13 protein-coding genes are annotated in these 13522 nt (G+C 43.6%); 10 read left to right on the top strand and 3 right to left on the bottom strand.

The genetic code is table 11. The annotated features are described in order from the left end of the window. Nucleotides 1-62: 62 nt before the first annotated feature. Entirely contained in the window at nt 63-2810 is a 2748-nt protein-coding gene (locus Q5691_RS09445; RefSeq protein ID WP_333344617.1) for a tetratricopeptide repeat protein, read from the bottom strand. Between the two features lie 378 nt (nt 2811-3188). Between Q5691_RS09445 and Q5691_RS09440 the strand changes: the two genes are divergently transcribed. Further along, a complete protein-coding gene (locus Q5691_RS09440; RefSeq protein ID WP_333344616.1) occupies nt 3189-3458 on the top strand; it encodes a hypothetical protein in 270 nt (89 codons plus the stop codon). Nucleotides 3459-3648: 190 nt separating this feature from the next. Then, complete coding sequence (locus Q5691_RS09435; protein ID WP_333344614.1) at nt 3649-4353, top strand: hypothetical protein; 705 nt, start codon at nt 3649-3651, stop codon at nt 4351-4353. 454 nt (nt 4354-4807) lie between these two features. Here Q5691_RS09435 and Q5691_RS09430 read toward each other — a convergent pair whose 3' ends face one another. Together Q5691_RS09430 and Q5691_RS09425 are read right to left on the bottom strand one after the other, a co-directional pair. Beyond that, nucleotides 4808-5254, bottom strand: coding sequence for an NADAR family protein (locus Q5691_RS09430; protein ID WP_333209916.1), 447 nt, complete (start codon nt 5252-5254; stop codon nt 4808-4810). A gap of 48 nt (nt 5255-5302) precedes the next feature. Further along, complete coding sequence (locus Q5691_RS09425; RefSeq protein ID WP_333344612.1) at nt 5303-6016, bottom strand: hypothetical protein; 714 nt, start codon at nt 6014-6016, stop codon at nt 5303-5305. Between the two features lie 121 nt (nt 6017-6137). On the opposite strand from Q5691_RS09425, the gene Q5691_RS09420 reads away from it, so the two are divergent. The 8 genes from Q5691_RS09420 (at nt 6138) to Q5691_RS09385 (ending at nt 13417) form a co-directional block, all read left to right on the top strand. Beyond that, nucleotides 6138-7208, top strand: coding sequence for a dipeptide epimerase (locus Q5691_RS09420; RefSeq protein ID WP_333344610.1), 1071 nt, complete (start codon nt 6138-6140; stop codon nt 7206-7208). Between the two features lie 31 nt (nt 7209-7239). Continuing rightward, nucleotides 7240-8022, top strand: a complete 783-nt coding sequence (locus Q5691_RS09415; protein ID WP_333214797.1) for a Uma2 family endonuclease — start codon at nt 7240-7242, stop codon at nt 8020-8022. Nucleotides 8023-8110: 88 nt separating this feature from the next. Beyond that, a complete protein-coding gene (locus tag Q5691_RS09410) occupies nt 8111-9184 on the top strand; it encodes a DUF1611 domain-containing protein (protein ID WP_333344607.1) in 1074 nt (357 codons plus the stop codon). A gap of 19 nt (nt 9185-9203) precedes the next feature. Beyond that, a complete protein-coding gene (locus Q5691_RS09405; protein ID WP_333344605.1) occupies nt 9204-9845 on the top strand; it encodes a type I restriction endonuclease in 642 nt (213 codons plus the stop codon). Nucleotides 9846-9902: 57 nt separating this feature from the next. Beyond that, nucleotides 9903-10376, top strand: a complete 474-nt coding sequence (locus Q5691_RS09400; protein WP_333214791.1) for a GNAT family N-acetyltransferase — start codon at nt 9903-9905, stop codon at nt 10374-10376. A gap of 66 nt (nt 10377-10442) precedes the next feature. Beyond that, the gene (locus Q5691_RS09395) at nt 10443-11948 is read left to right on the top strand and encodes an amidase (protein ID WP_333226790.1); all 1506 of its coding nucleotides are present in this window, start codon (nt 10443-10445) and stop codon (nt 11946-11948) included. Between the two features lie 775 nt (nt 11949-12723). Continuing rightward, entirely contained in the window at nt 12724-13011 is a 288-nt protein-coding gene (locus Q5691_RS09390) for an NfeD family protein (RefSeq protein WP_333101688.1), read from the top strand. 118 nt (nt 13012-13129) lie between these two features. Beyond that, complete coding sequence (locus Q5691_RS09385; protein ID WP_333211416.1) at nt 13130-13417, top strand: NfeD family protein; 288 nt, start codon at nt 13130-13132, stop codon at nt 13415-13417. Nucleotides 13418-13522 lie beyond the last annotated feature (105 nt).

Here is a 13522-nt window from a genome sequence, read left to right as displayed (position 1 = left end):
GCAATCGGCAGATTAGGTAAAAAACCCGGTTTCTTTGTCGGAGTGCGTAAGTCCTGTTTTACTTATTCTGGTTTTGTTGACACCAATGGTTCTAATAAATTGCGTTCTTCAATGGGAAGTTCTAGCAAAACTCGTCTGTCGCCCTTGGTTTCCTTATAGCGGACAGCCGCATTCAGCAGGCGGATGGGAATTTTGAATTCATCGTAGTTGCTGGTTAGTTCTTGCCACAATTCTAACCAAGTGCGTGCGGCTTTGTCGCTTACCATTTCTGACATTAGCGCGGGGATTTTTCGCACAATTCCATTCCCTAAAATTGAGAAAAATTTGTGTTTTTCGTAAACTGCTATTAGGCTGATAATGCGAGTTTTAGTTATCGGCTCGTGCGTGTTTGCGAATAGGTTGCTGGTAATTAAATAGGCATCTTCAGAACTAACTTCCTCGTCTGATTCAATGCGTCGGAATGCGTCGTCTAAGGCGGCGAGGCCTTCATCCCAACGATTTAATCCGAGAATGGCAATGGCACGGTTGAAGAAGACAGATGAATCTTTATAACCAAGTTCGATCGCCCGATCGAAGGATACTAAAGCTTCATCATAGAGTTCGAGGTTATTGAGTACATTGCCTCGATTAGCCCAATTCCACGGATCGTTGGCCTCAAGGTCTATCGCCCGATTTAAGGATTCTAAGGCTTCATCATAGCGTTTGAGGTTGTTGAGTACATGGCCTCGGATACGCCAAGCTAACTTATCATTGGCATCAAGTTCGATCATCCTATCAAAAGATTCTAAGGCTTCTTCGTAGCGTTTGAAGTTGTTGAGTATATTACCTCGTAATACCCAAATCTCATGATAATTGGCACCAAGTTCAATCGCTCTATCAAAAGATACTAAAGCTTCTTCATAGCATTTGAGGTGATGGAGTACATAGCCTCGTAAAGCCCAAACAGACTGAAGATTGGCATCAAGTTCGCTCGCTCTATCAAAGGATGCTAAAGCTTCTTCGTAGCGTTCGAGTTTATAGAATACACCGCCTTGCATCACCCAAGCTGCTTCATGGTTGGGGTCTAGATTGATCGCCCGATCGAAAGATGCTAAAGCTTCTTCATAGCGTTTGAGGTTGCTGAGTACATCGCCTTGCTTAGCCCAAGCCGACTGATAATTGGGATCAAGTTCGATCACCTTATCTAAGGATACTAAGGCTTCATCATAGCGTTCGAGGCTTTTGAGTACATCGCCTCGTAGATTCCAAACGATTTTATAATTGGAATCGATTTCAATAGCTTTATCTAAACATTCCAAAGCTTCATCGTACCATTCCCGCCTACTTAAACAGTATCCCTTTACCGACCAATCCTTGGCCTCACCCCGACTTGCTACCAATTTTTCCGCATATGCTAAAGCCGAAACATAGTCTTTCTCTTCAATACAATATTCAATTTCATCAAAATAAGCCTTCAGACGCGGGTCTTCCTCATTTCTCTCAATAGCCTCAAGCGCCCGCGTATAATATTCTCGTTCCATGACAGCATCAGGTGGAATCGGTTTCAAACCTTGCCAATACAGAAAATGACTTTCTTTCTCCGCCATATCAACATCCGCCATCCTCAATCCCAATCGCTGCTGCAATTCTTTCCGCGTATACCAAACCCGAATAAAATCCACAATTAATCGAATCGGTTTATTTCGCTGCTTCTTTACCTCCAGACAAAAACGCATCAATGGTTCCCGCAATTCATACCACGATTCCCGTCCTATCTCCTCAGTTTTTACATAACCCTTATCTCGCAAATCTTTAAGTTGGCTAGATACAGTTCGCTGCTCAATAAAACAGCGTTTAGCAATTTTTTTGACTGGTGCGGCACCACCTTGATCGCACAAAAAATCAACAATTTTTCGCTGCTGATTTGATAGATATTTCATCCGATCCTGATAGTAGGGCGTGAGGCTATCCAGCATTTCCATGAACGGTTCTACCAATTTATCGAGCGATTCTGGAGTCATCAGAAAATCAGAAAAAATAATATAGACGCGAGGATTGCCACCAGAAAGGTAATGCACAACTTTAATGCGATCTCGCCCGGTTGGAGTTTGAATAAAAGATGCTAAATCACTATTCCCTTCTAACTTGGCAATATGATTTAATAAAGCTACAGCATCATCGAGATTAAACTCATCTAATTCATATAAATCAAAAAAATCATAAAAAGGATTATTAGAGAGCTTGACTCCATCAAACAAGCTTTGTGATGTTGCCAAAATTGTCAAAAATGAATAATTTTGAATATACGCCCTCAACTGCTTCTGCCCGAAATCCCCCAAGCCGCTAAACACGTCCTCTAAATTTTCGACAATCAACAACAGCACCCGCTTGCCAACAAAGTCTCTCAGCAATTCTGCGGCCTTAAATTCAGCTTGCTCCGGCGACAAATCATAAAGCTTTTCAACATCATTCTTTAACTGAGCTTCATATTCTGGCTTATATTCTTTAGCAATTGCCCGGAATATTCCCCGCAATAAATCCAAAAAAGACGCAATACTATGCCACTCTTCTTCGTGCAGCCACGCAATTAGCAATTTATCCTGCAAATCTTCCATCTTAGCTACGCGATTATAAATCAGGGAAACCAAGTGCGTTTTGCCCATGCCGCGCGGCCCTATTAGTAGTTGAAAATGCTTGTTATCTGTTAGGGCGCTCACCCGAATTAGCTCTACTAAACGTTCTGCCAGTGCGTGACGCTGTACTAAGATAGCTTCCAGGGTTTCTGGTGCCATTAAGCTAGGAGTAAATCGAGAGATAAATGTATTTTTCATAATATCTATTGGGTTTAATTGCTCCCCCGGCTGTGCCTGGGAACCGATATCTAGAGGCTCTGCCTCATCGGTTGCGGAGGAAAACAGGAGGCACAGCCTCCGGATCAGCGCCCCCAGGCAGAGCCGGGAAGAAGAAAATGCTTGTTAGACAAGGCTTTTAGAAGTTATACGTCTAATTTACCATAGGTCTAAAAAAATATACGTCAAATTTGTTGTATATTTTTTCAAGCAGTGTTAGACTGCGCTTAACAAGCAAACAAGCGCCCCTAGCTGTTACTAGAGACGCTTTCGATCGCTTATCAGTTTTTTCGGGAGCCACTGGCTGCAACCAGTAGCACTCTGATGTTGTTTATGGTCTATATAGACCGAGGATTTCTCATGACTAATTATAACAGCGAACAGCTCTATTTGTTCACCCAGCCGATCGCAGTTTTGGTGGAAATGGGCTGCAATGTTGAACGTGCCGCCGAATATACCAAATGCTCAAAAAGCTCAATCTACGATCGGCTAAGGAAAAATAAACCGTATCTGCGGCAGGTTCCCACAGGTACGTGGCAAATTTACTCTACAGGGAAAAAAGATGGCTCAATTCTTGTGAATGTTGCCTTCATTTATTCTCCAAAAGACAAGAATTGGAGACTTGCTTGAACTCAAATCTTAAGGCTGCGTTAGTACAAAGCTTAACGCAACCTTCTGCCTCGTCGGTTGCGGAGGAAAACAGCAAACAGAGCCTCCAAATCTGCGTCCCCAGGCAGAGCCGGGGAACAAGAAAAAATCTGAAAAATATTCCTTAAGACTTGTTACAATACACAAAACTTCATACTTTCCCCAACACTGGATGACCTTTTTCAACGCCTCCGAACCCCTAATCCGCTGCAAACAGGAACATCTCGACGTACAAGACCGCGAAGGCCTGTTGCAACTCCGCTGGCAAATTGGAAATATTACTCTTTTCTCAGGATTTTATACCCGCATCGACCAAACTTTTCTGCTGTGGGGTTTGGTGACAGGGGGGATTTTTTTTACGGCTCAGTTTGTCCCCATCAGTTGGAGCTTTCAGGCGATTTTGTGGTCAACTTTGACTCTAATTGGCACTGCGGTAATGGCTGTTTTGACTTTGTTTTGGGTAAGAGTCGAGCGAGTTAGCTGGATTCTTTACTCTTGGGCGATTTTGATGATAACTGGTTTGGTTCTAACGGATTGCAGTATTTTTGCCGGTTGGGGAGGTTTGTTGCTGCATCTGTGCGATTTGTGGTTGGGGTTGAGCGCGATCGGCTATTTGTTGACGGGATTAGGTTTGCGATCGCGCACTTTTCTCCTGATTGGACTAACTCATTTATTTAGCATCCCTCTATTAACATTTGTTGCACCTTGGCAATATCTAACCACAGGAATAATTATGGCTGGTTGTTTGTTGTTATTGTCCGAATTGCAGTGGGATATGCGATCGCCGATCGACAATAGTTTGCTAAGCGCAGAACAGAAAGAATTTAACAAAATTCAACAGCAACTGCGACAGAGTGGCGCGATGGTATCCAAATAAATCACAAATGTAAAGAATTCTGTAGCACTGCTGACACTTTCCACAAATCGTACACAATAGTAAAGATACAGCATAAATAAAAAACAAACTTTAACCAGAACAGGTGTTTTGCTGTTTTACCTGTGAATCGCCAACTTTAGGGGAACGGTGTCCGGGAGGCGACTGGGTAACAATGCTGTACTTGCAACCATAAAAGTTAATTCCGGTTGAGAGTAGTTGTTAAAACAAAAAAAGTGGTGCAGGGTTTTTACCGTTTCCCCTGCTTCGCAGTCTCTGAGGAGAGGCTAAACCCTCTACTAGAACAGCCCGACGAGATTGACACAAGTTTTGACAGTTGCTCATGCCGATTTTTAAGTTCAGTGTTTAAGAAAATTGAGGAAATGCTCGCTGACGAGCATTGCAGGACTTAGGATTAAATAAGTCCTGCTTTAGTTTGGGAAATTTAAGTTCTGTTTTACTCTGATGTGCGTTTTCGCAATATTTCCCTTACTTCCATTAAAATCTGGCCCAACATATTTTTGCCGCTGCCATCTTTACCGCAACCCCAATAGTAATCAACAGGGGAATTTTCGACTATTTCCTCATCCGCAGTAGCGAGTAAAATTTCTCTAATTTCGGCATGAGTTTCAAATTTGCGGAGTACGGCTTTTCGCATGATATCATCTTTTACTTTTTCCCAATCTTTACGGAGGGGACGAGAGCGATCACGTCCCATTTTTGCGGCATCTTTCGGTGTTTTTGCTTGGCGAATTTGGTCACAATGAGCCGTTTTGGGAAACTTTTGTGCTTGAAAATAATGCTCGGTAGTTGGCCAATATTCTCCGTCTAACTCGAATCCATGACTGGAAAAATTAGAAAAACAGCCGTATTCGCTGGCAGTGGTGTAGAAGTAGATAGCCATAAAGTCTGCGATTTCAATTTCGTTAAGAATCTTGGTTTATCGTCAGTTTTACCTCTCTGGATTATCCACTATCTTCAACCGCAAATCAATAGTTTTAAGATGGGAACCGATGTAAGACAGCAGGGCGTAGATAAATACGATCACCCCTACCATTTCCAAAATTTCCTCAACACAAACCATCAAACCGTATATCAAGTTTCGTTGAGTTACCGCATCTGCATAATAGCCAGTAACCATTTCCATGCCAAGTGCTCCACCCACATATATACTGCCTGCTAGTAAGAAAAAGTCTCTTATTTTCCGGGGTAGGTGCCGGAGAAACTTGAGATAAGCCAGCGCAGTAATCCCAACAAAAATCGCCCCAGGAATTACCCAAATGAAGTAAAAAATTCCCCCTAAATTCAGTGCCTTTCGCAAGTCGTTAATAATTAATATTTCGTGCAGACTCAATATTTCATCTAAAGAAAAAAATACAAACATCAACGCCAGCGCTTTCCAGTGTCCAAAATACCGATCGCCCTGCTTCTTCTTAGCACTAGCAATAATACCTAGCAAAATCGCGCAAAACAGCAAAGTAAATGACGAGTACCACGAAGGATAATTTATTTCTTGGTCTAAGTTAAACAAACTAATCCAGCGTTCTTTATAGTTAAAACCGTAGCGCAGAACTTGTACGATGCAACCAGCAACAGCAAAGAAGAACACCCAAATGCTGAGAGAGAAGGCAACTCTCTTCGGCGAAACAGAAATAAGGAATTTCATCAAGTTTTTGATAAACTAGAACAAGCAAAATCAAACTATAAAGTAAAAAGTTACAAATCGCAAGAGCTGCACAATCCGCCCCCTCGGATTTTTATTTAGAAAAAATTACCAATCACTGACAATGCACCTTCAAATTGAAACTTTCACTGTCCGCAAGCGGTTTGCCCTTACCATCAGCCGCGGTACAACAGCCCAAAGTACGAATTTATGGGTAAAATTAGCACACGAAGGAATCGAAGGTTGGGGAGAAGCATCGCCCTTTTCCACAGGTTCTCGGCCCCAAACTACCGAAATGCTGCTAGCTGCATTGCAGGAAGTTGCACCGCTGCTAGAAAAGTTTACTCCGTTCGATCGCCAAAAAATCGAACAAGTATTAACAGAGGTCAACTTACCCTCAGCCGCCCGGGCCGGCATCGACATGGCAATGCACGACTGGCTGGGCAAAAAAGCAGGCTTGCCGTTGTGGAAAATGTGGGGATTAGATCGATCGCGCATCGTCCCCACCTCGGTCACAATCGGCATTAATTCGCCGAGGAGTGCAAGAGAAAGAGTGCGCGATTGGTTTGGCACAGATCCAGCAGGTATCAAATACCGCGCCGTTAAAGTGAAATTAGGAAATCCCGCAGGAATCGAAGCCGATAAAGCTATGTTAATAGCAGTGCTAGATGAAGCACCCGCTAACGTTAAAATCAGTGTAGATGCTAACGGCGGTTGGAGTTTGAGCAGTGCGATTGAAATGTGTCACTGGCTAGAAAAATACCAGATAAATTATGTCGAACAGCCCCTTTCACCAGTCGCGGATATGGATGAATTATCAGAACTGTACCGTAAATCGCCCCTGCCAATTTTTGCTGATGAAAGTTGCTTTAATACTTCCGATATACCCAAGTTAGCGCACTGCGTCCACGGCATCAATATCAAAATGATGAAGTCAGGGGGATTAACTGAAGCAATGCGGATGATCCACACAGCAAAAGCCTGCAATTTGCAAGTAATGTTCGGCTGTTATTCAGATAGCGCGATCGCAAATACAGCAGCAGCACAACTTTCACCGCTAGCTGACTATTTGGATTTGGACAGTCACTTAAATTTATTAGACGATCCTTTCACCGGTGCGATCGTCGAAAATGGGTGTTTGCTGCCAAACGGGCGATCGGGATTGGGAGTGCGGCGAGTTGAGATTGTAGAATAGAAGTATCGCTCAAAACAAATCTGGAGATAGTATGATACCAGTAGAATCAATAGGAGAGCAAATTAATAGAGAAGCCAAGCTTTTCTTTGAAGAACACAAGCCACCGACTGATTTGATTTTTGATGATGGTGCAGAAATGGAAAGCAACCGCCACCGTATAGCGATGACCGTTTTAATCCGTTCCTTAGAACAAGGTTTAGCTAACCGGAACGATTTTTTTGTCGGTGGCAATATGTTTATTTATTACAGCGCTAAACAGATTCGGAATCAGGATTTTCGAGGCCCAGATTTTTTCGCAGTTTTGGGTGTAGACAGCAATACTTCCCGACAAGGCTGGGTAGTTTGGGAAGAAAACGGACGTTACCCGGATGTGATTGTGGAACTGCTGTCGCCGTCAACGGCAAATCAGGATACAGGCAAAAAAAAGGATATTTACGAGCAGGTTTTTAGAACTCCTGATTACTTTGTTTTCGATCCTTTCGAGCCGAATTCTTTGCAAGGATGGCGTTTAGATGCCACCCTGCGCTATCAGCCGTTAGTGCCCGACGAGCGGGGTTGGCTGTGGTGCGAAACGTTAGGTTTTTGGTTGGGCACTTGGGAAGGAATTGTCGATCGAGAAACAGCGACTTGGGTGCGTTTTTTCGATGAATATGGCAATTTAGTTTTGTTGCCGGAGGAAGCCGCTCAACAGCAAGCCGAAGCCGCTCAACAACAAGCGGAACAGGAACGCCAGCGAGCCTCGCGACTAGAGGCCAGATTGCGAGAATTGGGAGAAGATCCGAATGATCTTATCCTGAACCCAAATCACAGCTAACACCCAATCGATTTTAGATTTTAGATTTTAGATTTTAGATTTTAGATTGAAGTTAAAATCTAAAATCGCCCGTATCACAAGTAAATCAATGACTAAAAACTATCCGATCAAAAATGGCAAAGTTGCTATCTTGTTCCACGAGGGAATTCTCGGTTCTTCCGGGAAAACAGGTTTAGCATTTTTGCGCTACAGCGAAGCACAAATTGTAGCAGTAATAGACCGCCAATGTGCCGGACAATCTTTACCTGAATTAACTGGCATTCCTCAACAAGTACCGATAGTTGCTTCCGTTGCAGAAGCACTGCAATTTGCGCCGAATATTCTGCTAATTGGTATCGCTCCTTCCGGCGGTGTTTTGCCGGCAGAATGGCTGCCAGAAATTAATCAAGCGGTAGCAGCAGGTTTGTCAGTTGTCAATGGTTTGCACGCGAAACTTGCCCCTTTGATAACAGTTCCGTTAACCGAAAATCAATGGATTTGGGACGTGCGTCAGGAACCGAAATCTGTGGGTGCGATCGCCTCTGCCGCCGCTGCTAAATTAAGCTGTCGCCGCGTGTTAACCGTCGGCACAGATATGAGCGTTGGCAAAATGTCAACCAGTTTAGAACTCAATCGCACTTGCTTGCAGCGGGGTTTGCGTTCCAAATTTTTGGCAACGGGACAAACGGGTTTAATGATTGGAAATGAAGGCCTTCCTTTGGATGCAGTGCGAGTTGATTTTGCCGCTGGTGCTGTAGAACAAATGGTGCTCAAATTGGGTTCTGAATGCGATATCCTGCACGTAGAAGGGCAAGGTTCGCTATTGCATCCGGGTTCGACCGCGACTCTGCCGCTGCTGCGGGGTTCGCAGCCAACTCACTTAATTTTAGCCCACAGAGCCGGACAAACTCGCATTCGCAATCACCCGCACGTATCGATTCCCAGGGTATCAAAAGTAATTGAATTGTACGAAATGGTAGCTGCTGCTGCAGGTGCTTTTGCAGGGGGAAAAGTGAGCGCGATCGCCCTCAACACTCATCACTTAAATGAGGCAGATGCGCTGTTAGCAATAGCTGAACTTCAAGCAGAAACGGGGTTGCCTTGTACCGATCCCGTAAGGTTTGGCGCGGAGGTTTTGTGGGAGGCGATCGACAGTTGCTCTGCTAGAATAAATTACAACTAGCAAATAGCTACTGAAAACTATGACACAATCACTTCAAGCAAAAACACTGACCCTGCACGATGTCAAAACAAAATTTAACTTCCAACTTTGTGAAGACGAGCAATTCTTCCGGGAGTGGATTGACGATTTACCAGAAATTACTGATGAAGAAAAGCGATATCTAGACAAAGTAAAGGCTGGCTATACTAACAGTGCCGACCACTCCATGATAGAAGATACCGTAAAAATGGTGGTACTTGCTCCCTTGCTCTTTTTAGCAGATTTATACCTGAATCCATTTCATATAGAAGCAGAAAAATCGGTGGAACTTGTCACCGTGGATGAAGGTATACTTGTCAGAGGAAGTATTGATCTTCTGCTTTTAATTGAATCTTTTTGGGTTGTTGCGATCGAAGCGAAGCGAGCACAATATTCCGTTGAAGCTGGACTTCCTCAGTTACTATTTTATATGCTGAATGACCCCAGTCCAGAACCACTAAGATTTGGGCTTCTGACAAATGGTAGCAGCTTTCGATTTATCAAAGTGACCAAAGGAGACATACCGGAGTATGCCGTGTCTAAACTTTTCGATATTGGGAGTCCAGGAAACGAACTTTACGAAGTCTTTCGCATTTTGAAGCGGCTAGCTGGTATAATTTCGAGTAACACATCTTCTACTTAAATAGATAATAAGCCTGTTGAGAACTCAAACTAAACGAGACAGCCAACAAAAATCACAATGAATGAAAATTCTTTGGAGTTGCCGCCACAATGCGTTATCCGCCAGGCCTGTGCTCAAGATATCAAATCAATTAGAAGGTTAGTTTGGAGCGCCAAACTCGATCCAACTCAGTTGCGCTGGGAGCAATTCTGGGTCATAGAATGCGAGGGAAAATTGGCAGCTTGCGGACAGTTGCGGAACTTTGCGGGCGCGCAAGAATTGGGCAGTTTGGTGGTGGCGAAAGATTGGCGCGATCGAGGTTTGGGAAGCTACCTCACAAAATATTTAATTCAACAAGCTACAGAACCGCTATATTTAGAATGTTTGGGAAAGCGACTTGCATTATTTTATACTCGCTTTGGCTTCGGAGAAGTTTCCGTACAAGAATTGCCGGAGTCGCTTAAATTCAAGTTCAGTTTGTCTCAATTAGCTAAAACTTTATTCAGAATTCCTGTAACAATTATGCAGTATCAAGCAAATTGTATAGAGTGAAGTCTAGGGTATACAGCGCTTCCCGCTGTAATTTAGAACAATTACTCAATAACTGAGGAGTGCAATATGTCTGGCTTTCCCGATTATCAACAATATGATGGTTTAGGCTTGGCTGAGTTAGTACAAGCAAAGCAAGTTACTCCAGCCGAGTTATTGGATGCAGCGATTGCCCGGATTGAAGCGTACAATCCAGTAATTAATGCTGTCATTTGCAAAATGTATGAACAAGCAAGGATGTTAGTCAATCATGACTTGCCAGAGGGTTCATTCAAAGGCGTCCCTTTTCTATTAAAAGATTTGAGATCGATGTATGCGGGTGTTCCTACCAGTAGTGGCAATCGTTTACTTAGAAATATATCAGCCAGCCATGATAGTGAATTGGTGAGACGTTTCAAAGCAGCAGGAGTTGTCATTTTAGGTAAGACAAATACTCCAGAATTTGGTATTACACCCTACACCGAACCTCAGACTTGGGGAGTGACTCGCAATCCTTGGGACTTGGAGCGTACACCAGGAGGGTCTAGTGGAGGTTCTGCGGCCGCGATTGCAGCAGGAATGGTTCCCATAGCTGGGGCGGGGGATGGCGGCGGTTCTGCCCGAATTCCAGCATCTTGTTGTGGCATTTTTGGACTAAAACCCAGTCGGGGGCGTATTCCCACTGGTCCGATTGCAGGTGAATTGTGGCGTGGATTTTCAACTGAAACGGTGCTAAGTCGTTCTGTTCGCGATAGTGCAGCTATGCTGGATGCAATCAGTGGTTCTGATGTGGGAGCCACCTATTTATCTCCGCCACAGGTAAGACCCTATTTGGACGAAGTTACGACTGCACCAGGAAAACTTCGCATTGCTTTTACCACTCATCCATTTTTGGGTGATGCGGTTCATGAAGATTGCATAGAGGGATTGAAAGCAACCATTAAATTACTTCAAGAACTTGGGCATGAAGTTGTAGAAGATCGGCCTAAATTTGATGGAGAAGCTTTTGCCTTAAATTTTATGAGAATTGTTGTTGGGGAAACTCGTGCAGATATTGAGTGGGCGGCTAAATCAACACAACGAAAAGTGACTGCTGAAGATTTTGAATTAGGGACTTATTGTTTAGGCCTGTTAGGTGAGGCTTTGAGTGCGGCTGACTATGCTAAAGCAGCTCGTCAATTACAGGTAGAGGCACGGAAGATAGGCCCATTTTTTGAACAATATGATGTTTTGCTGACTCCCACCCTTTCTCAACCTCCAATTCCTATTGGTTCACTTCAACCGTCATCAGGGAAAGAATTTTTGATGAATTTGGTTGCGAGAACAAATGCAAGCTGGTTACTGAAAGTCATGAAAGTGATTGAGCCTCTCGCCAGACAAGTCTTTAACTTCACTCCCTATACAGCACCATTCAATGTAACAGGGCAGCCTGCAATGTCTGTGCCTTTGTATTGGAATGAAGCAGGTTTACCTGTTGGGATGCAGTTTGTGGGAAAATTTGGGATGGAAGCTACACTTTTTCGGTTAGCTGGTCAATTGGAGTATGCTAAACCTTGGAGCCATCGCCTACCCATCATCAAGTTAACAAATCGCTGAACCGGAACGGAATGTAGAAAGAGGTAGGTACAAATCAATATCGCATGGGGAGGGCGGGTGAGTTGCCAAGTTTACTTAGCTTGTATCATAGATCCACTTACGGGCCGCTAATGGCGCACAGAGTGTCAGAAACCGGGTTTTTAGAGGTTTGGTGCGTAAGTTACGGACTAGATATTTATGGATATTCCGGATTGGGAGATCGAGACTGCGTAAGTTCATGATTCACCGTTTGCGGTAGTCCAGTTAGCTAAATTGGCACAGCTACCAGCCTGATAGCTAGGCAAAAACCGTTGCAAAATCGTTGCTGGCGGGTTTCTCAGTGTCATGTGCCAGTACCAGACTCGGAAAGTGGACTGGCGATCGCACCAAAGACATTCGACTCCTGGCAAATTAGTAAGTGTAAAGCAAGTGAGTCACACCCCAATCAAAACATACAACCCAAAAATAAAACATTTTCACAGCAGTAGTAATGCGGAATCAGTCAATCTCTAATGTAGCTAACCACATCTACCCTTAAGGTAAATCCCACCAACGGCTCAACAACGAAATCCGTAATTCAATACCTCGGAATTACTGGATTTATACTCCCCGCAACCGCTTCTGAAATCCCCTCAACATTTCAAAAATTCTTGGGTTTTTATCCTGATAAAACCACGGAAGGCAAGAACAATGAAATATCAAGGTAATCAATCTTAACAGAGGAAATGCAGCCTCTCAAATAGCATAAACAGACAATTACACATCCCTATATTTTAACACCACAGGAGTAAATATCATGTTCAACGTAGTAAAAGCCTTCGGCTCTATTTTCTCTACCCAAGGATACAGCACAGCTAACAATATGCTTATCAAAAATTACGTCAACACCAATTTTAACTACTTCAACGAAGAAGCAGTCGTTGATGAATCGATTTACCCGAATCAAACAGGTCGCGTCCGCTTCCAAGGTAGCTGGTGGCCCGCACGGTGCGATCGCCAAATCACACTCACACCTGGAGACACGGTTTATGTCATCGGCGTTGACAACATCACTTTGTTAGTTTCCCTCGCTCCTGCAGACTAAATCAGAGATTGAAATACAAGGGCAACAAATAAATCTCAATCCGGGAAATGCAACCTCTTAAATAGCATAAATAGGCGATTAAACTTCGATATATATTAACACAAAAGGAGTCAGGAAAATGTTCAACGTAGTAAAAGCTTTCGGTTCTATTTTTTCTACTCACATCTACAGCACAGAAAAGAATATCATAATGGATAACTACATCAATACCAATTTTAACTATTTCAACGAAGAAGCAGTCGTCGATGAATCGATTTACCCGAATCAAACAGGTCGCGTCCGCTTTCAAGGTAGCTGGTGGCCCGCACGGTGCGATCGCCAAATCACCCTCACACCTGGAGACACGGTTTTTGTCATCGGCGTTGACAACATCACTCTGTTAGTTTCCCTCGCTCCTGCAGACTAAATCACAACTCGCTCCAAACTGCCTAACTTTTCACAACCATATCTGATTTCGGCAGGGTTTATGCAAATAAACCCTGCCTTTTATATGCTTAAATAAGTTGAGACA

Origin of the sequence: Microcoleus sp. w1-18aA5 (assembly GCF_036701705.1) — a bacterium.
Lineage (GTDB): Bacteria > Cyanobacteriota > Cyanobacteriia > Cyanobacteriales > Microcoleaceae > Microcoleus.
This window is presented reverse-complemented; position numbering and strand designations above follow the sequence as displayed.

Excerpts from the sequence above, each read along its gene's own strand:
- Q5691_RS09445 (WP_333344617.1), bottom strand. The coding sequence starts at position 2,810 with ATGAAAAATACATTTATCTCTCGATTTACTCCTAGCTTAATGGCACCA.
- Q5691_RS09440 (WP_333344616.1), top strand. The coding sequence starts at position 3,189 with ATGACTAATTATAACAGCGAACAGCTCTATTTGTTCACCCAGCCGATC.
- Q5691_RS09435 (WP_333344614.1), top strand. The coding sequence starts at position 3,649 with ATGACCTTTTTCAACGCCTCCGAACCCCTAATCCGCTGCAAACAGGAA.
- Q5691_RS09430 (WP_333209916.1), bottom strand. The coding sequence starts at position 5,254 with ATGGCTATCTACTTCTACACCACTGCCAGCGAATACGGCTGTTTTTCT.
- Q5691_RS09425 (WP_333344612.1), bottom strand. The coding sequence starts at position 6,016 with ATGAAATTCCTTATTTCTGTTTCGCCGAAGAGAGTTGCCTTCTCTCTC.
- Q5691_RS09420 (WP_333344610.1), top strand. The coding sequence starts at position 6,138 with ATGCACCTTCAAATTGAAACTTTCACTGTCCGCAAGCGGTTTGCCCTT.
- Q5691_RS09415 (WP_333214797.1), top strand. The coding sequence starts at position 7,240 with ATGATACCAGTAGAATCAATAGGAGAGCAAATTAATAGAGAAGCCAAG.
- Q5691_RS09410 (WP_333344607.1), top strand. The coding sequence starts at position 8,111 with ATGACTAAAAACTATCCGATCAAAAATGGCAAAGTTGCTATCTTGTTC.
- Q5691_RS09405 (WP_333344605.1), top strand. The coding sequence starts at position 9,204 with ATGACACAATCACTTCAAGCAAAAACACTGACCCTGCACGATGTCAAA.
- Q5691_RS09400 (WP_333214791.1), top strand. The coding sequence starts at position 9,903 with ATGAATGAAAATTCTTTGGAGTTGCCGCCACAATGCGTTATCCGCCAG.
- Q5691_RS09395 (WP_333226790.1), top strand. The coding sequence starts at position 10,443 with ATGTCTGGCTTTCCCGATTATCAACAATATGATGGTTTAGGCTTGGCT.
- Q5691_RS09390 (WP_333101688.1), top strand. The coding sequence starts at position 12,724 with ATGTTCAACGTAGTAAAAGCCTTCGGCTCTATTTTCTCTACCCAAGGA.
- Q5691_RS09385 (WP_333211416.1), top strand. The coding sequence starts at position 13,130 with ATGTTCAACGTAGTAAAAGCTTTCGGTTCTATTTTTTCTACTCACATC.